The sequence below is a fragment of the Paenibacillus sp. LK1 genome, from assembly GCF_002750415.1.
GTDB classification, from domain to species: Bacteria; Bacillota; Bacilli; order Paenibacillales; family Paenibacillaceae; genus Paenibacillus; species Paenibacillus taichungensis.
Window position 1 is genome coordinate 368293 of record NZ_PEII01000003.1, and the last position, 15663, is coordinate 383955.

General features: G+C 42.5%; 23 protein-coding genes and 1 pseudogene. 3 read left to right on the plus strand and 21 right to left on the minus strand.

Annotated features, from left to right (window positions below):
* Positions 1 to 4 precede the first annotated feature (4 nt).
* The 21 genes and pseudogenes from CS562_RS08675 to CS562_RS33795 form a co-directional block, all read right to left on the minus strand.
* The gene (locus CS562_RS08675) at positions 5 to 190 is read right to left on the minus strand and encodes a hypothetical protein (protein WP_099855023.1); all 186 of its coding nucleotides are present in this window, start codon (positions 188 to 190) and stop codon (positions 5 to 7) included.
* A 66-nt stretch (positions 191 to 256) separates the two neighbouring features.
* Positions 257 to 1105, minus strand: coding sequence for an adenylyl-sulfate kinase (locus CS562_RS08680; protein ID WP_099855025.1), 849 nt, complete (start codon positions 1103 to 1105; stop codon positions 257 to 259).
* A gap of 38 nt (positions 1106 to 1143) precedes the next feature.
* Positions 1144 to 1656 carry a hypothetical protein gene (locus CS562_RS08685; protein WP_099855028.1) on the minus strand — a complete coding sequence of 171 codons (513 nt, stop codon included), beginning with the start codon at positions 1654 to 1656 and terminating at the stop codon, positions 1144 to 1146.
* Positions 1653 to 2330, minus strand: coding sequence for an HAD family hydrolase (locus CS562_RS08690; RefSeq protein WP_099855030.1), 678 nt, complete (start codon positions 2328 to 2330; stop codon positions 1653 to 1655). The genes CS562_RS08685 and CS562_RS08690 overlap by 4 nt, the downstream gene beginning before the upstream one ends.
* 235 nt (positions 2331 to 2565) lie before the next feature.
* Positions 2566 to 2904 (minus strand): hypothetical protein, encoded by a 339-nt coding sequence (locus tag CS562_RS08695; protein ID WP_125477249.1) that lies wholly within the window; start codon positions 2902 to 2904, stop codon positions 2566 to 2568.
* Positions 2894 to 3304, minus strand: a complete 411-nt coding sequence (locus CS562_RS08700) for a hypothetical protein (RefSeq protein WP_099855032.1) — start codon at positions 3302 to 3304, stop codon at positions 2894 to 2896. Before CS562_RS08700 ends, CS562_RS08695 begins: the two co-directional genes overlap by 11 nt.
* 46 nt (positions 3305 to 3350) lie before the next feature.
* Positions 3351 to 3704 carry an immunity protein Imm33 domain-containing protein gene (locus CS562_RS08705; protein WP_076290037.1) on the minus strand — a complete coding sequence of 118 codons (354 nt, stop codon included), beginning with the start codon at positions 3702 to 3704 and terminating at the stop codon, positions 3351 to 3353.
* 35 nt (positions 3705 to 3739) lie between these two features.
* Complete coding sequence (locus CS562_RS08710; RefSeq protein WP_076290038.1) at positions 3740 to 4141, minus strand: hypothetical protein; 402 nt, start codon at positions 4139 to 4141, stop codon at positions 3740 to 3742.
* Between the two features lie 15 nt (positions 4142 to 4156).
* On the minus strand, positions 4157 to 4567 hold the full coding sequence (locus CS562_RS08715) for a hypothetical protein (protein WP_064639689.1): 411 nt from the start codon (positions 4565 to 4567) through the stop codon (positions 4157 to 4159).
* Positions 4564 to 5010, minus strand: coding sequence for a LytTR family DNA-binding domain-containing protein (locus tag CS562_RS08720; protein ID WP_064639691.1), 447 nt, complete (start codon positions 5008 to 5010; stop codon positions 4564 to 4566). The genes CS562_RS08715 and CS562_RS08720 overlap by 4 nt, the downstream gene beginning before the upstream one ends.
* A 186-nt stretch (positions 5011 to 5196) precedes the next feature.
* Complete coding sequence (locus CS562_RS08725; protein ID WP_099855034.1) at positions 5197 to 5706, minus strand: hypothetical protein; 510 nt, start codon at positions 5704 to 5706, stop codon at positions 5197 to 5199.
* A 56-nt stretch (positions 5707 to 5762) separates the two neighbouring features.
* Positions 5763 to 6266 (minus strand): DUF4188 domain-containing protein, encoded by a 504-nt coding sequence (locus tag CS562_RS08730; RefSeq protein WP_099855036.1) that lies wholly within the window; start codon positions 6264 to 6266, stop codon positions 5763 to 5765.
* Between the two features lie 457 nt (positions 6267 to 6723).
* Positions 6724 to 7230, minus strand: coding sequence for a hypothetical protein (locus CS562_RS08735; protein WP_099855038.1), 507 nt, complete (start codon positions 7228 to 7230; stop codon positions 6724 to 6726).
* A gap of 100 nt (positions 7231 to 7330) precedes the next feature.
* Entirely contained in the window at positions 7331 to 8362 is a 1032-nt protein-coding gene (locus tag CS562_RS08740; protein WP_099855040.1) for a hypothetical protein, read from the minus strand.
* A 534-nt stretch (positions 8363 to 8896) separates the two neighbouring features.
* The gene (locus CS562_RS08745) at positions 8897 to 9409 is read right to left on the minus strand and encodes a GNAT family N-acetyltransferase (RefSeq protein WP_099855042.1); all 513 of its coding nucleotides are present in this window, start codon (positions 9407 to 9409) and stop codon (positions 8897 to 8899) included.
* A 205-nt stretch (positions 9410 to 9614) separates the two neighbouring features.
* A complete protein-coding gene (locus tag CS562_RS08750; protein WP_099855044.1) occupies positions 9615 to 10103 on the minus strand; it encodes a cysteine hydrolase family protein in 489 nt (162 codons plus the stop codon).
* Positions 10100 to 10585, minus strand: coding sequence for a DinB family protein (locus CS562_RS08755; RefSeq protein WP_099855046.1), 486 nt, complete (start codon positions 10583 to 10585; stop codon positions 10100 to 10102). Before CS562_RS08755 ends, CS562_RS08750 begins: the two co-directional genes overlap by 4 nt.
* A 34-nt stretch (positions 10586 to 10619) precedes the next feature.
* Entirely contained in the window at positions 10620 to 11333 is a 714-nt protein-coding gene (locus tag CS562_RS08760; RefSeq protein WP_063564078.1) for an AAA family ATPase, read from the minus strand.
* 40 nt (positions 11334 to 11373) lie between these two features.
* Complete coding sequence (locus tag CS562_RS08765; protein ID WP_063564077.1) at positions 11374 to 11700, minus strand: DUF962 domain-containing protein; 327 nt, start codon at positions 11698 to 11700, stop codon at positions 11374 to 11376.
* Between the two features lie 20 nt (positions 11701 to 11720).
* Complete coding sequence (locus CS562_RS08770) at positions 11721 to 12149, minus strand: VOC family protein (RefSeq protein ID WP_099855048.1); 429 nt, start codon at positions 12147 to 12149, stop codon at positions 11721 to 11723.
* 116 nt (positions 12150 to 12265) lie between these two features.
* Positions 12266 to 12421: pseudogene (locus CS562_RS33795) on the minus strand (IS1380 family transposase); the annotation flags it as partial.
* A gap of 278 nt (positions 12422 to 12699) precedes the next feature.
* Here CS562_RS33795 and CS562_RS08780 point away from each other — a divergent pair.
* From CS562_RS08780 to CS562_RS08790, 3 genes are read left to right on the plus strand one after another with little or no spacing between them, the layout of a single operon-like run.
* Entirely contained in the window at positions 12700 to 13584 is an 885-nt protein-coding gene (locus CS562_RS08780; RefSeq protein WP_257219427.1) for a PRD domain-containing protein, read from the plus strand.
* The gene (locus CS562_RS08785) at positions 13581 to 14087 is read left to right on the plus strand and encodes a PTS sugar transporter subunit IIA (RefSeq protein ID WP_063564075.1); all 507 of its coding nucleotides are present in this window, start codon (positions 13581 to 13583) and stop codon (positions 14085 to 14087) included. The genes CS562_RS08780 and CS562_RS08785 overlap by 4 nt, the downstream gene beginning before the upstream one ends.
* 30 nt (positions 14088 to 14117) lie before the next feature.
* Positions 14118 to 15575: a PTS transporter subunit EIIC gene (locus tag CS562_RS08790; RefSeq protein WP_090808442.1), complete on the plus strand. Its 1458-nt coding sequence runs from the start codon at positions 14118 to 14120 to the stop codon at positions 15573 to 15575.
* Positions 15576 to 15663 lie beyond the last annotated feature (88 nt).

Sequence of the window (15663 nt, forward strand, 5' to 3'; positions counted from 1 at the left end):
CAGGTTACTTTGCCGACCAGCCCGAAGATAATCCCTCCACAAATCCATTAACAAACGATGGAATAAAAAGTACAATCAACAAAATTAAACTCCCTATACCCCATCTAATCCATGTTTTGCGTTTGCTCCTTACACCTATGATGAACAATAAAGCGGTAATGACGATTAGTGTTGCCTCCAGAAATAACATGAAAATAAACCTCCATTATGTATTGTATTACCGCACGAAGAAATCTCGTACTTGTACTTTAGTATCTCAAAGTGAAATTTTCAGAATCTTCTCCAGTTCCTCCTGGCAAGCAGCGCGGTTATATTCTGAATTGTCCAGCCAGTGCTTGTCCATCTTCAGTAACTGATAAATCTCGGTTTCCAACTCTTTTCTTGCCTGAAGAACTTTCACCGTGCCTTCAACACCATGATATCCTTTCGCGAGTCCCCATCCTTGATTTGTGTAATATTGTACGAATCCAGCTGACCATTCCTTGGGTCTTTCCTGGATCGCCTTGTCAAAGGTATGTACAAGATCCTCCTGATGAATATAGATTAGGAGCGGATTCAATGGTTGAACGATGCACTCCAATTCCAGAACATATTGCACGTTTTCTTCTCTGAATTGATTGGTTTTCACCATACCTATGGTCAGTGGATTTTGAATGAAACAACATTCAAATATGGTGATGGAATCATCATCCGCACTTATCACGCTTTCGGTAAAACTCCGCCATTTTTCGGTGATCAGCTTCACATTTTGTTCAAAAGGCAGTTCATAAATATCTTTGTTAAATATCTCCTGCACCACATAATCAGGGAAATCCACTCCGAATTCCTCTTTCATTTTGCGATACGGAATCAGGAAACCATCCTGATAGGATGTAGCTTTGCTCTCCAATATATGTTTATATGCCTCGTGAGCATCCACCAAAGACCTGAACTCTTCCGCAGAATAAAAGGCCACACCATCATAATCAGCAGGGTGATCCAGATTCCCTTCCTGGATGAGTTGTACCCTTTTGCCTTGCTCAGTCAGAATCTCGGAAACCATCTTGGCAATCGTCGACTTTCCTGAACCCGGTAATCCCTCAATAAGTATCAATTGTTTTGTCATGATTTCATCACCCTTTACTTCATTTCCTTCAGTTGTTGTTAATCGATGTCTGCAAAAATCCACTTCGCAGCATCGCCATCCGCTTTCTTCTTCCAAAACACCATGCTAGGGCCGAACTCTTCCCCGTTCTCTCTTAATTCAGTAACCATCACAAGTGCCTCATAGAGCTTCTTTTGCTCTCGAATCTTGATCTTGCTCATAGAGATCACCTTGCGAACTTTTGAAACTGGCATGCCTGAGACTGGCGATTGTGGATCAAAAAGGCTCATATAGCCCTCCTCATCCTCTTCCCATATATAACGCATGCGCACGTTCATCAGTTTGACGATTTCCAGTTCATCACCTGTATACTTGGTTTCATCAAGATAGACAGGAGGAATTCCTTTGTCTTCTTTGGGTGCTTCTGCTTCATCGTCCTTCTGCTCGATTGCTTCATCAGTAACGCTTTCCGTCACTGGAATCGTTGGTTTCTGCACAGCTTCATGGGTTGTTTTATCCTGACAGGCGATTAAGAATAGAAATAGTAACGACAACACGGTTAACTTTTTCATATCCAAGCCTCCAACATATGCACAACTTCGCCAAGATCTTTGCACTCATAATCCGGTGTAATCTGTTGCGGTTTGAGTTTTCCTTTTCGATTCAACCAGATAGCCTTAATTCCCGCATTTTGCGCTCCTTGTACATCACTGACCAGAGAATCGCCTATATGGATCACCTCATCTCGCTGCAAACCATACCTGTTGATCGCTTCATCAAACATCTCTGACCTTGGTTTATAAGAACGAACATCCTCACCGGTAATTACTCCGGCCACTTCAATGTTATGTGCCTTCATTGCAGCTTTCACGTCATCCGTATCGATATTGGACAGGATATATACTGGAATTTTAAGAGAATGAAGGAAGGGAATTGAATCAGCAAATATGCCAGGGTTACGCCAATGTGCCAACTGTTCCTGATTAAGCGACTCAGCTTGTAGCTCCGATTTGAAATGGAGAAGCGTTTCTGCCAGAGATTGCACATTCAGCATTCTTTGCGTGGTAAACTGGCTGCCGTGGCTTGCATAAAACAATGTAGAAAAAGCCTTCCACCAGTAAGCACCGATCTCATCCGTTGTACATTCCACCTGCGCTGTCGCTTGAACTTGTTTATAAATTACGGGTAGAATATCATCATCTTCATGAACAACTGTCCCATAAAAATCAAGGAAAATAGCTTTCATTCTATTCCTCCTACTGGAATAATCTCAATCCCCAAAAAACTTCCTATGTATGTTAAATTTTCTCTGTAGGTACATCATAACCCATAATGTGGAATTTGCGAATGAACCAAATAACGTAATCCTCCCCCTCCTTACGGATTTTGCTCAACACAAAAACCACGATGCTCTGCATGTTTTCATCATACAAAGAAGCGTGGTATGTATAACCCCTTTCCAACATCTGAACAGCAACCAACTATCTTTTAAAAAACATGTTCATTACACCAGTGGCTTTAATGTTGATCTCATTACCCTCAGCATTCATAAAAGTCTCATTATACGTAGTAAAGATTCCCACATGCTGTATATGCCCGCTTCTGAAATTAAGACTTTTTTCCTGGCCGTTCGTGATCTGTGTATACGTCGTTTCATTGATGTCGTAGGAGACATGTATACCATACTCGCTTTCCAGCCAAGTATAAAAATCACTTCTGGTTGGATTGGTAATAATCATAATGACAACGAAAGTGACAAGACCCATAACTACTGGTAATTTACGGATCATGTTCGGTTCATGACCAAATCTATTCTTCATCTTGTTCATTCCGCATCTTCGTTATCATCTCAACCTTTTTAGCCAAAACCCAGCCACTTAATCCATACGATGATGAAATGACAAAGTACAGATAGTCCCCCTCGATCAACTTGGTTTCCAGTTCTTCATCAGTTTCATACATGATAGGCCAGCCCTGACCTTTCCCTTTCTCCAACAAATCGCGATTGTAACTAATAAAACAATCCAAACCAACGTCGTCAATATCGAAGATAATGCTACCTTGCAACGGTGTTTCAAATGAATGTGCTAATACACCTGAGAAAAGGATATCAGTATCTTCAGACAAATCAGAGTGATACGAACGGGTACGCATCCTAATCCTCTCATTCTCCAAATCGACTTCGTAACTTAATATGATGTTATCATGAACACTCGGCATCATCCCACTCCTTTCAATGTTTAATTAGCTCATTTGCTTGCTCTGACTATGATCTGTTAAGCAACTGATCGTCAAACCATACATCCTCATAATCTTCTGCAATCACAAACCGCCATCCCGGCGCAAGTCCGAGGTACTTCTTGATTTTGGGGTCCCAGTCATCGATGTGCGTGACATGTAATGGGACAAAAAAGTCATCTGCCTCCGAGTATTCATCCGCCCAAATATACCATCCTGTTGTATCTCCCACGGGCTGAATACGCATGCCGTGGATCGGTTCCAACTTCTCTTTGACGTTCCAGGCGATTCCGATCTTATGGTGTAGTTCGCTCGGTACATAGTCGGCATTATATTTCTGACACATCTGCATCTGTTCCTGGATGGAATCAGCATTTGTCATCATTAATCACCTCACTTCTCACATGTTGGATATGACTAAGGTTCTTCATAATATTGTTTATAGTAAGAGACCCATTCCTCCTTGGAAAAATCAACAAAGTCATATGGCTCACACTGTCTAAGATAGTTCAACTGTTCTCTCACTTGATCCCCATCCTTCTGTTCCAGATAGGTCACTGTCTTCTCATAACCGGCACCACACAGAAGCTGCACATCAATATAACTGCCCGTATCCTGATTCTTGCGTTTTGCCTGCCAGATCAGCACAGTGTCCTCTACATTTCCGATGCAGAATAACAAAATACATAAGGTTTTGAGATACTCATGATCTACTGCTTCTTGATTCTCAATCTCTTGCTGCAACAACTCTCTGATTTGCTGCCTATGTTTGGTATCTGGATCTAAACCATACAACTCCAAAACCTTTTCTTCGTTCATTTCAGTACCCCTTGCTTACTTCAGAATATTATTTAATTCTTCCGCTTTTTTCCTGCTATCTATTCTAGCATAGAAATAGAAACCAATAATGTGCAGTACGATGGATAGGACCCACATTCCAGGGAACCAGGGAGCAATCAATAGGAACATGTCTGTAGAAAATAACCATACGATCGCCATTCCTCCTGCAATATTAAATGTGGAAGAAATGACGATATTCCACACCGGTTTCATCGTAAAGTAGTTCCAAAGTGCATTGTACATTACGCCAAACAGTATAGCGGCAATAGCTGAAATCCCAGCAATATTCCATAGGTAACCCATTTCAAAGGACTGACTTTTAGAGAATAGTGTCAATAACAAGGTGACCCACAACGAAGTTACTGTAAAAACCTGAAAAAATGAATGCTTCAACTGACTAATCATGATAATTTCCCCCTAAAGTTTTTAATATAGAATCGGCTAACAAAGTAACTGGAACCATCGTTCAGATCAACCTGAATCCTGGCATGGTCTGTTGATGAAAATTCCCTAATACAACGTGTGTTGATGATCGTTTGATTGTTAATTTTCACAAAATGGGATGATCCCAAATCCTGTTCCACAAACTTCAGACGTTTGTTGAGCAAATACCTTTCGCCTGTGATGACACGTACACAGCACAACCGATCCTCTGATTCAATCGCGACCACCGAACTCAACTCGATTTGCACATTGCGATTGTTCTTGGCATTGATGACAACAAGTTTTGTTTCCGATTGGCAGATCGCTTCTTGGATACTGTCCCAATGGGACTTCTCATCAGGATGGGTTATGACCTTGGCCATGCTTTTTTCCATTAACAGTTCCTCTTCAAAAATGACTTTCATTTGCTGTTCCTCCTCTCACAACTCATATTACAAGCAAAGCCACGACAAACCCACAGTATTGCGTTTTGTTGCATGAAATTGCAGGTTTGTTACATCGGTACTGATTTTTCAGCGTATAGACACGATAAAAAGGACTACTCATTCAAGAGTAGCCCTCGTGTCTCTCTTTCAGACTGTCATCTGGATTCAGGTTACCGAACTGTTCTCCAGATACATCTCCTGATTTTTCCGAATTATTTCATTCATGTGTAAAATAGCTTCCTGAGCAGCGGCTCGATATTTAGCGTATAGTTCTTCCGTTCTTTGCAGCAGGATTGGGTCTTTCTCCAAATCCGTAGGCAGGACCTCACGCCACGCATCTCCAACTTTATTTTTATCTGTAATCAAACGCTCGATGTCATCCAGCAGAGTTACCATTTCATTTTGGTTAAAATAGCGCATCCCGTTCTTAATTCCATTCCAGCTCTTCATGTCAATAATGTTGTACGCCGAAAACCAATAAAACTCCGCCAAGCTCTTCGTATGGTTATGATAGGAATAGAACAAAAATATCGCTTGTTGTCCTTCATGTAATCGCCGATATACCTCTACTTTTGCTGCAACATCTTTACCCCGAACGGAGATCAACATCGGTTGGACGCACAGCCAGCTAAGCTGCTCAGAGCCTAAATCTTCTGGTTTGACATTAACTTTCAATAACATGCTCCTCTCTACTTGCGATAATTGTACATTCGAACTTCACTAGTCATTTGTTAAGGATTCTTTGGTGTTTCTACTGCCGGATCACTCTCTCCACCCATTCTACGTCTGGACGTTTCTTTCCTGCCTGTCGCTGGAACATGGTTAGACACTTTAGCCAACCCGAATTTGGGCATATTCGCATAGATGGTCTCATATGAACCGGATTGAGCTTTGTACGTTTCATGATAAATCCCCACGCTTCCATCCGCTCCAATGGATTGGTTAAATCGTTTCCAAGCCTCCAAGTGTAGGCCACCGCGTGCGTATTTCTCCAATTCATCATAAGATCTCCAATATTGCAGCAGAGTCACTCCACGCCAGCTCATAAAAAATTCCGTCCCCAGAAACCCGGTATCTGGGTTCATGTACAGTTCTTTAATCATCGGGCCCATGGATTTAAAAACAGGCAACCACTTATGTATGGCCCACAAGCGATTAACTCTCATTCCAATAATAAAAACAACAAACTCTCCTTCGATCTCAGCCGAATATCTTCCCTTGTGTATGTTCGCCACATTACTCCTCCTTTTTTAAAATTGATCTAACTAGCTAATATTAAAAGTTTCATTGGGCGTCACACCCTCTTTGATTACATGATCAGAGCACTATTCGGTTTGTCCACATTAACTCCATCTTTACCACTCCGATCTGACTCTTCGATCTTCGAATGATCATAATTCCCCCGATACCTGACACTTTAAAGAAAACAATTTCATCCATGATAAAGGAATGAAAAGTTATTACAAAAGCAATCTGAATTTCCGATTATTTATCTCTTAAATTAATACTATATTCACGCTAACGTTATACTTTTTTAATGAATAAAGGACTTGTATTTTGGGGAAACGTAGAAGATGCGACACTATACAATTTGTACAATGTCGCACCTTTTCTGTATATAATCATAAAATAATATTGTGCATACAACCATCCATAATTAAGATTATATTATTTCTGATACTTATTACGTTCTTATTCAAAATTTATAAATCCAGATCCATATTTATCTCTCATTTTTTTCAGATTGTTTAATCCTTCTTCATATGACTCTCCCGTAACAATATAGATAGCCTCTTTTTGATTCGCTTCGGTATTTACACCTAAAATTCCAATATCTCTGAAATTATTATCAAACCAAATAATACCAAGTACTGTAGCGTTTTGAGTGTTATTATAGATCAAATTCCCCATATTAATTCCATTCATTCTTTTAAGTACCTCAGTGTCAATTGTATCGTATTTCTCTGTTATTTCTATGCCGTTTATTATAATGGAACCCTTAAAAACATGCTGCCTAAATAACGGCCTGTTAAATGTTCCTGCTATATGGATAGAGGTGTTTTTAAGTGATTCGGGATTATTATCATTAAAAGAAACTGCAGGACGAATGATATCGATTTTTTTAGGGAATTGGTAAAATAATAGAATCAAAATGATTAATACAATTGGAATAATAGAGAATTTCATTATTCTTTTCATGTATTGATGTCTCCTTACCTTCTAAAAATAAATAAGATTTGTGTAATTTAACAATACACAAATCTTATTTCTAAGCGATAGACAAATTAAAACAATATATTTATGGCATAACAACAGGTGATGCAGGAGTAGCAACAGGTATTAATCCAATGTTTTTGCCCCCAACTCCTATTATTGCGGCATAGGTCACATAAGCGTTTCTAGCCGCAGAGGGATTTAAATATGCTGCAACCCCCATAGATCCATTTCTATGTGCTACGGTGTTATAATAGTTAAATGTATTAGACCCCACTACGTTTTTAACACTTTTTGTAGCGCCACTAACTTTGTAATTAAATGTTGGGATTACCCAAGTAGTTTCTCCAGCAACTGCGGAGGACATAAACGTCAATTCTTGGTTGTTGTCTGAATCACCCTGTTTCTTCACATACATGAAATCAATATTTTGATACCAAGATACCGTGTAGTTTGTAGTAATATCAGGAATTATTGTAGTTCTTCCAAAGTTTGCATCATTAACAAAACTTTTAAGAGCATCATAAATGGTTATTGTCACATCAATTGGTTTCCCTAATTCCGTAGCCCCTTCTTTAATAAGTGAAGTTACTAAATTTACGGAAGCTGCTTGAAGATTTATAGAACTTTGGATGACTTTAGCTTGTGTGCCCTTAAGAATAGAGGCATTACTATTAGATTCTGCGGTCAAATGTTGAACTTCATAAGTTACACCATTTTTTACCCAAGAATTTCGAATGCTTGACCATGTGTATTTCCCATTTGCAGGTATGATTACTTGAGGTGAAAAACCATTGTAAGATTTTTTAGCAATTTCCATTTTTTCTTCTACTTGTGAAGGAGATAAGAATTCGACTCCTAAAGATTCCAGTTCTTTACCCAATCTATCGTACTCCTCAAGGTAACCTTCTTTTTTCTGTGCTAATACAAGACCCCGCTTTTCATATATTTTATTTATTTGCTCATCGATGCTAGAAGATTGAAGGGGTTGGATACCAGAAGAAGTCATCTCATCGGAATTAGCACTAACAACACCTGAAAAGCTCATCAGCATTAGACAAATAAGTGTACTTAACACCATTCCTTTTTTTACCTTAGCCCACAATTTGTGAAGCATTAGCTCAACTCCTATAAATATATTTATCATACAATTTCTATAAGTTTCCATAAATAAAATATGATACTATGAATAATACATAATATTACAAAAAAAATCAACAAATTATAGAAAATATAAAAAATAATAGATATTACCCATCAATAAAAGTTTATGATGAGCATTTTTTCTGCTTGTTTTATTCTTTTTTAATAGCTTTACTATTATATCGATATTTAGAATCTTTTTTCTGTTATCAATTAAAAGAGTATTGTTTCTTCGCTTATATTCATGTACCTAGGATTTATTAGGTCGTTAGCATCAAAAAAATACTCCATATTAGTATCTTTAAATTCTTTTTCAATATAGACAACAGAATCTATCCACTGTTAGAAACATCCCATGTTGATTGTTCATATTTGATCCTTTTGATTCAATTATTAATGAATATCCATTATATCCGCATGAACATTGAATCCCCGCTCTTTATCTAGCGATCAGCAACTTTCAGTATTTTTGTCTTCTTTCTATTTGAAAGATTGCATTTGCTAAAATTTACTTTCTTGCATGTATTAACGTCTGTGACAGAATCCGATGGCTTCCAGCGATGTTTTCAATTTCAATGCTATACTCAGACTCTACATATTCAATGTGATGATGTTCATAGTATTTTCTCCAGAATGAAACAGCTGATCGGTTATTAGCCAGTTGCTCCACTTTGAATCTGCCCTGAAATTGTGCAAACACCAGATCAACCGCCTGAGCGGCTAATCCTTGTCCACGATACTTTTTGACCAGAAACAGCTCTTGTACCGTATAATCCACATCATCATCTACGTATGGAGGTGAGCAAACCAGCACAAATCCGATTACCTTTCCATCATATTGAATAAAAAACGGATGTAATTCCGCCCGTTCCAGATAGAGATAGGTATTCGTTGGATCGAATTTCCCCTCTTCTAGCAAATCCTCACCCGAGAATTCGGAAAGATCATACAGATAAAGGTTGTACAAGTTTAAAAATAATTCTTTCTGACTTTTATCGATTCTGGTGATCTGTACATTCATGTCATTACACCTCACTTTATTAATAAACCGCAATTCCCCATCTTTAGTTGCATATCACGCCCCTGCTTTCCACTTAAATGTATCGCTTCAACTCCAGTAAATATAGGTAAAGTTTAATTTAAACGATGAAGAATCCTTCCCATCATAAAAGGATATGTTTAACCAAAAACGGACACGACATCGTCGCGTCCATGAGTAATCTCACTTATTTGATTAGATAATTAACTACAGGATAAGAAATCACATTCCGGTCTCTATAGGTTGAAATCACCGCTTCGGAATGCGTACTTAGAATCCCATTTTGCAACATGACCGGTCTAAATCCTCGCTCCATCGCGCCATTATAGGTAAACAAAACACATTCTTCGGCGGCAAATCCCGAAATGATCAACAGCTCAACACCGTGACTCTTCAGAATCTGCTCCAAGTCTGTTTGCCAGAATGCATTGGAACTCTCCTTCGTCACTGTCAGATCCTTCTCAGTCACATCAACCTCAGAAATAATACGATACGCCTCAGAATTTGAATTCTCCATCCCTTCCACGTCTTGTACATGAACGACCACATGGCCGCTCGAACGAAGCACGTCTGCAACATGGTTGATATATTCACAAGCGCGGTCTATTGCTTTTTGATCTAACTTATCTCGTACAATACTCTCTTGCATATCCACGATCAGAAAACCTATTTTCATATCATCTCTCCTCTTACTTTCTTTCTCAGCATCATGATCTGTCCAATATGATACGCATTATGAATACACAGATTGGATATGACATTCCACCATGGGGCATTGAAGTACGATGGAATGGTCATCCCTAATTTTGCATCATCACTTTCCTCTATAGCCTGTATCCAGCGACTAAATGTTGCACCAACGTGTGCAATGCTTTTCTGCCAATCTTCTTCACTTACCTGGGATGGGTTAATAATGAACGTCTCATCATTATCTATGCTATTGTCCATAACCACTTCACCCTTAATGAACCGATCCAACCAAGTTTCATTCCAGAAAGTCAGATGATTCACCAACCTCCAGATGGATTGCCCCTCATCATTCAGCGATAAGGCCTGCGTAGCGGTTACATCACGTAACATCTCATCCAGCGGCACAAACCAGCTCTTGTCATGATGACAGGCAGCGAGTTGGTCCAACAGCACCAATTTGATACTCATGTTCGGCTCCTGTCTCCTTTCAAAATAAAAACAATTAGTCCTTGAACAACTCATTCAGCATCCGGTTGCGATTTTCCAGGAAACTGCGGGTGATCTGATAATGTTCTGTATCTTCATACTCTACGTCCTGAATACCACCATCGTCAAAACTCAAAATGCGTGCACCCGGATAACCCAATAGAATCGGCGAATGCGTCGCGATAATGAATTGGGAAGTGCCTGATAGATCATGAAGAATGCGCAATAAGGAGAGTTGACGGGCTGGCGATAAGGCGGCTTCGGGCTCATCGAGCAGATAAATGCCTTTGGAATTGAATCGGTTCACGAACAGATTGAGAAAAGACTCCCCGTGGGATTGTTCATGCAACGAACGCCCACCATAATACTTGAGCGACTCCGGCCCCAATTCATCTACATGCGATGCAAATTGATAAAAGGACTCCGAGCGCATGAAGAAACCATTCGTGATTTTGGGCAACCAGGATAGACGCAAATAGTCACCTAATGATGATTCAGCAGCATCAATCTCAAATGCATTATTTTTCCCGCCCCCTGCTGTGTTAAATCCACATTGATGAGCGATACCTTCGAGCAGTGTGGACTTACCCGATCCATTTTCACCAACAAAGAAAGTAATGTTATTGTTGAATTCCAATCGCTCCAGAGACTGTATGGACGGTATGTGAAACGGATATTGATCCGGATTCTCGACTTTAGCAGACAGTAACTCCACACTTCGAAGATACATAGACACACTCCTATTTTATAAAGTTCGACTCCTGCTGGTTTCAGTCCTGTTTATTGATCCACGGATGGATGATTTCTTTGCGGGTGATGATCTCAATGGTCCTGATAAAAAACCAGGTGAACCCGGCATAAAAACCGATATGCGGATATCGGAATGCCGCCGGTTTGTTGCCTTCGAAATAGAAGTGCCCAATCCAGGAAAGGGCGTAATGGATAAGTGCCAGAACCAGCATGACTTTAAAATTAATAAACAAGAAAATCCAAGCCGCAAACGCCGATAAAAATGCGAAATAATGCAAGATGAGGTTGTTCCGATCCTGATGTTCCTGAAGATAATAACGCAAATCTTTGCGAACACGATTCAACATCCGGTCACACTCATTTCACCCTAAAATGTGATCATGGCTCCTTTTTCATTAAATACGGCGGTTGGATTCCAAGTGACTTCCCAGCAGTTATTCTCCGGGTCCAGGAAATAAGCGATTCTCCCGCCCCAGGCAGCGTCATATGGCTCTCTGATTACATTGCCTCCGGCAGCGCGGATATTCACAATGGTATCGTCAACGTCTTCCGCTTGATCCACATTGATGGCCAGCAGCGTTCCTTTCAACCCATCAGATGCACTGAATATCATCCCCGTATCTTTCTCCAGCTCCTGAATGGGATATAACGATAGCAATACACCTGTTGTTTCAAAAACACTGTATTGATCTGAACTGATTGCGGTCTCACTCCACCCAAGCTTCTGATAGAACGAACGCAGCTCAGGCAGATGCATTGCACCAATGGTGACCAGACTCACTCGTTGTGGAACCATAAATTATTCCTCCCATATCTTTTTAACATGAATTCGGAATGTGGATGAGTTCTCCCGTTCCTGCCACACCTTGTACCAAGGACGACCTTGATAGCGGGGATTGAGGCCGTTCGTCACGTGCTTTCGTCCGGGAATCGCTTGATTTCGTTGACCCTCTGATAGTCTGGATCGGATTGCAAAGCGTTCATATGCTAAAAGCGGGTGTGCCCGAGAAGCGCGCAGTCCGTCAGATAATCCATGAGCATCGAAGCCGAATAGACGCAGTTGCTTCCCCGCATCAGTCTTTCATGGCGAAGGTAGCTTTTCATTTACACATTCCCTATATTAAACGACGAACAGACGGATGACAAAATTATGGTTGACGGCGGCAGATCAGCTTCTATATTATGTAGGAAGAACGTTCTGCATAAAAACTTAAAATGAATTGGCGTGTTACCACCCCAGAGGGCATGAGCCAAGAAGCGAACATGAGACTATACTCGCTTCTTGGCTCTTTTTGCGTTCCGGAGACCTGGAAGCGTTAACTTTAGAAACGAGGAGGCGGTGAACCGTGAGTAAAGGAATGATGCTGCAGGTGGAGCGGGTCGTCGGCAGCAATATTGTTCTGGCCCGGTCGCACCAGAATACCAAGGAGTACGTACTGATCGGCAAAGGGTTGGGATTTGCGTTCAAGGTGGAAAACACCATTCAGTCCGATGATCCGCGGATTGAGAAAAGGTTCCGGCTGGAGGACCGGGAGGAGTGGGGGCAGGCGCAGGAGTTGATGAAGGACTTGGACCCCAATGTCATCGACATCTCTGATCAGATTATCCGTCTCATCGCTGATCAGTTTCCTGGCAAGCTGAATGACAAGATCTACCTTGCTCTTCCAAGTCATATTCAGTTCACCTTATATCGTATCCGCAACGGGATGGAGATTCTGAATCCTTTCCTCACGGAGACAAAGCTCAGTTTTCCGAAAGAATTCGAAATCGCCTCGGAAGCGGCGGCCATGATCGGAGAGGCATTTGGCGTAGAGGTACCGGAGGATGAGGCCGGGTTCCTGACATACCATGTGTACTCCTCCGTGAATCACGTCCCTGTCGGACAGTTGGTTAAGGTATCCAATGTGATCAGCAAGCTTCAGTCCATTATTGAAGAGCAGGGTGGCGTTCGCTTTGAGCAGGGCAGCCTTAGCCAGGCAAGACTCCTGATACACCTGCGCTTCTCCATGGAACGCCTGTATCAGCAGCCGATGACGGCCCCCACCTTCGCACAATATGTGAAAAATGAATATCCGTCCGAATACCAGCTGGCCAGAAAGCTAAGTGCTGTAATGGCCGAGGATTTGGGTACAGAGGTACCCGAGGAAGAAACGGCTTTTCTCGCCATGCATTTATACCGGCTTTTTCAAACCCAAGCCAAAACCAACAACAGAGAGGATAACACACAATGATCTGGAAATGGAAAAACAATAAATCTGCCAAAACATCTGAGACAATATCCGTCGTCTCCCCACTCACCGGAACCTGCGTCAGTTTGGAAGAAGTGCCTGACGAAGCGTTCGCGCAAGGACTAATGGGTCCAGGAGTTGCAGTGATTCCCCAGGAGGGCAGGCTGGTCGCACCTATCGACGGCACTGTGGTGCACCTGATTAAATCGCATCATGCCGTAATGATTGAGCATGCTTCTGGGCTACAGCTGCTGCTGCATATCGGTATGAATACTGTCAGTCTGAAAGGACAGGGCTTCACACCCCAAGTGCAGACCGGGGATCAGGTCGCTGTCGGTCAGACCCTGATCGAATTTGACCTGAATGCTATCGTTTCGGCTGGTTATCCGGTCATCACCCCTGTCATCGTTGCGAATGCGGCAGAACAGCCGTGGGAGTCACACCCGACGTATGGCAACGTAGAAGCGGGCTTGGGAACTATCATGAAAGTCAGCTTGCCCAAATAACATGAATCTAAAAAAGAAAGGAAGAACAATATGCTGAAAGCATTGCAAAAGCTAGGGAAATCCCTGATGCTTCCTGTAGCAACCCTGCCTGCAGCAGGTATTCTTCAAGGCTTGGGTCTTCTTAATTATGAAAAGGACATTCCGCTTGGACCCGTGATAGGGGGATTTCTCAATCAGTATGTAGTTCCATTCATGAATGAGGGAGCGGGGGCGATTTTTGGCAACCTTGCGCTCATCTTCGCCATCGGGGTGGCAATCGGACTGGCGGGGGATGCGGTCGCCGCTCTTTCCGCCCTGATCGCTTATATGGTGCTGACGCGGATTCTGGGAGCCGTTCCAGGTGTATTCGGCTATATTCCTGACGATGTCAAGCTGGATATGGGCGTATTGGGTGGGATATTTGCCGGACTGCTTGCAGCCTATATGTATAAAAAATACCATAATATCAAGCTTCCTGACTGGCTCGGCTTCTTCTCCGGCAAACGCTTTGTGCCGATGGTCACCGCCGGCTCCATGCTGGTATTGGCCATCCTGTTCGGCATGGTCTGGAGCCCGATTCAGGATGCCATCGGCGCTTTCGGCGCTTGGATTGTAGGCTTTGAAGGCGTTGGCTCCATGGTGTTCATGATCGCCAACCGCCTGCTCATCCCGCTCGGTCTGCATCATGTCCTCAACTCCATCGCTTGGTTCCAGATCGGAGATTATACCAATGCAGCCGGGGAAGTCGTGCACGGGGACCTGACCCGCTTCTTCAACGGAGACCCTACGGCAGGCATGTTCATGTCTGGCTTCTTCCCGATTATGATGTTCGCTCTTCCGGCGGCGGCGCTTGCCTTGATTCATACAGCCCGGCCTGAAAAGCGGAAAATGGTCGCTTCGATCTTTATCGGCGCAGCGGTGGCTTCGTTCTTAACGGGTATTACCGAACCGCTCGAGTTCTCCTTCATGTTCGCGGCGCCTCTGCTGTATGTGGTGCACGCTATTCTTACCGGTGTAGCGGCCCTGATCATGTACCTGCTGGATGTTAAGCTGGGCTTCGCCTTCTCCGCAGGTCTGATTGATTACCTCGTGAACATGAAGCTATCGACCAATCCGCTGCTCATGATTCCAGTCGGACTCGCATTTGCGGTCGTCTATTATTTCCTGTTCCGGTTCATGATTCTCAAGTTCAACCTGAAAACGCCGGGGCGCGAGGATGACGCTTATGATGCCGATGGCCCCACTGATGCTTCCGCCGTGGCAGCGGCGTCTGGCGACACCAAGGCTGGCAAAGTGCTCGCCGAGATCGGTGGAACAGATAATATCGAGAGCATCGATGCCTGCATCACTCGCCTCCGTCTTGTTGTTAAAGACGACAAAGCCGTCAACGACCAGGCGCTCAAACAGCTTGGCGCTTCCGGCATCATGAGGCTTGGTGGCGGAGCTGTGCAGGTCATCTTCGGCACCCAGTCCGAAATTCTGAAGGATGAGATTAAGAAACTGATGTAACGCTCGTCCTCCTTTGAGTTTAAAAGGTCGAGAACAGGGGTATGCTTTACCCTGTTCTCGACCTTTTTTATTACCAAGAAGCGCATGA

Excerpts from the sequence above, each read along its gene's own strand:
- CS562_RS08760 (WP_063564078.1), bottom strand. The coding sequence starts at position 11,333 with ATGTATCTTCGAAGTGTGGAGTTACTGTCTGCTAAAGTCGAGAATCCG.
- CS562_RS08745 (WP_099855042.1), bottom strand. The coding sequence starts at position 9,409 with ATGAATGTACAGATCACCAGAATCGATAAAAGTCAGAAAGAATTATTT.
- CS562_RS08690 (WP_099855030.1), bottom strand. The coding sequence starts at position 2,330 with ATGAAAGCTATTTTCCTTGATTTTTATGGGACAGTTGTTCATGAAGAT.
- CS562_RS08705 (WP_076290037.1), bottom strand. The coding sequence starts at position 3,704 with ATGACAAATGCTGATTCCATCCAGGAACAGATGCAGATGTGTCAGAAA.
- CS562_RS08790 (WP_090808442.1), top strand. The coding sequence starts at position 14,118 with ATGCTGAAAGCATTGCAAAAGCTAGGGAAATCCCTGATGCTTCCTGTA.
- CS562_RS08785 (WP_063564075.1), top strand. The coding sequence starts at position 13,581 with ATGATCTGGAAATGGAAAAACAATAAATCTGCCAAAACATCTGAGACA.
- CS562_RS08770 (WP_099855048.1), bottom strand. The coding sequence starts at position 12,149 with ATGGTTCCACAACGAGTGAGTCTGGTCACCATTGGTGCAATGCATCTG.
- CS562_RS08680 (WP_099855025.1), bottom strand. The coding sequence starts at position 1,105 with ATGACAAAACAATTGATACTTATTGAGGGATTACCGGGTTCAGGAAAG.
- CS562_RS08710 (WP_076290038.1), bottom strand. The coding sequence starts at position 4,141 with ATGAACGAAGAAAAGGTTTTGGAGTTGTATGGTTTAGATCCAGATACC.
- CS562_RS08675 (WP_099855023.1), bottom strand. The coding sequence starts at position 190 with ATGTTATTTCTGGAGGCAACACTAATCGTCATTACCGCTTTATTGTTC.
- CS562_RS08735 (WP_099855038.1), bottom strand. The coding sequence starts at position 7,230 with ATGAAAAGAATAATGAAATTCTCTATTATTCCAATTGTATTAATCATT.
- CS562_RS08740 (WP_099855040.1), bottom strand. The coding sequence starts at position 8,362 with ATGCTTCACAAATTGTGGGCTAAGGTAAAAAAAGGAATGGTGTTAAGT.
- CS562_RS08700 (WP_099855032.1), bottom strand. The coding sequence starts at position 3,304 with ATGCCGAGTGTTCATGATAACATCATATTAAGTTACGAAGTCGATTTG.
- CS562_RS08715 (WP_064639689.1), bottom strand. The coding sequence starts at position 4,567 with ATGATTAGTCAGTTGAAGCATTCATTTTTTCAGGTTTTTACAGTAACT.
- CS562_RS08695 (WP_125477249.1), bottom strand. The coding sequence starts at position 2,904 with ATGAAGAATAGATTTGGTCATGAACCGAACATGATCCGTAAATTACCA.
- CS562_RS08685 (WP_099855028.1), bottom strand. The coding sequence starts at position 1,656 with ATGAAAAAGTTAACCGTGTTGTCGTTACTATTTCTATTCTTAATCGCC.
- CS562_RS08755 (WP_099855046.1), bottom strand. The coding sequence starts at position 10,585 with ATGAGTATCAAATTGGTGCTGTTGGACCAACTCGCTGCCTGTCATCAT.
- CS562_RS08720 (WP_064639691.1), bottom strand. The coding sequence starts at position 5,010 with ATGAAAGTCATTTTTGAAGAGGAACTGTTAATGGAAAAAAGCATGGCC.
- CS562_RS08765 (WP_063564077.1), bottom strand. The coding sequence starts at position 11,700 with ATGTTGAATCGTGTTCGCAAAGATTTGCGTTATTATCTTCAGGAACAT.
- CS562_RS08750 (WP_099855044.1), bottom strand. The coding sequence starts at position 10,103 with ATGAAAATAGGTTTTCTGATCGTGGATATGCAAGAGAGTATTGTACGA.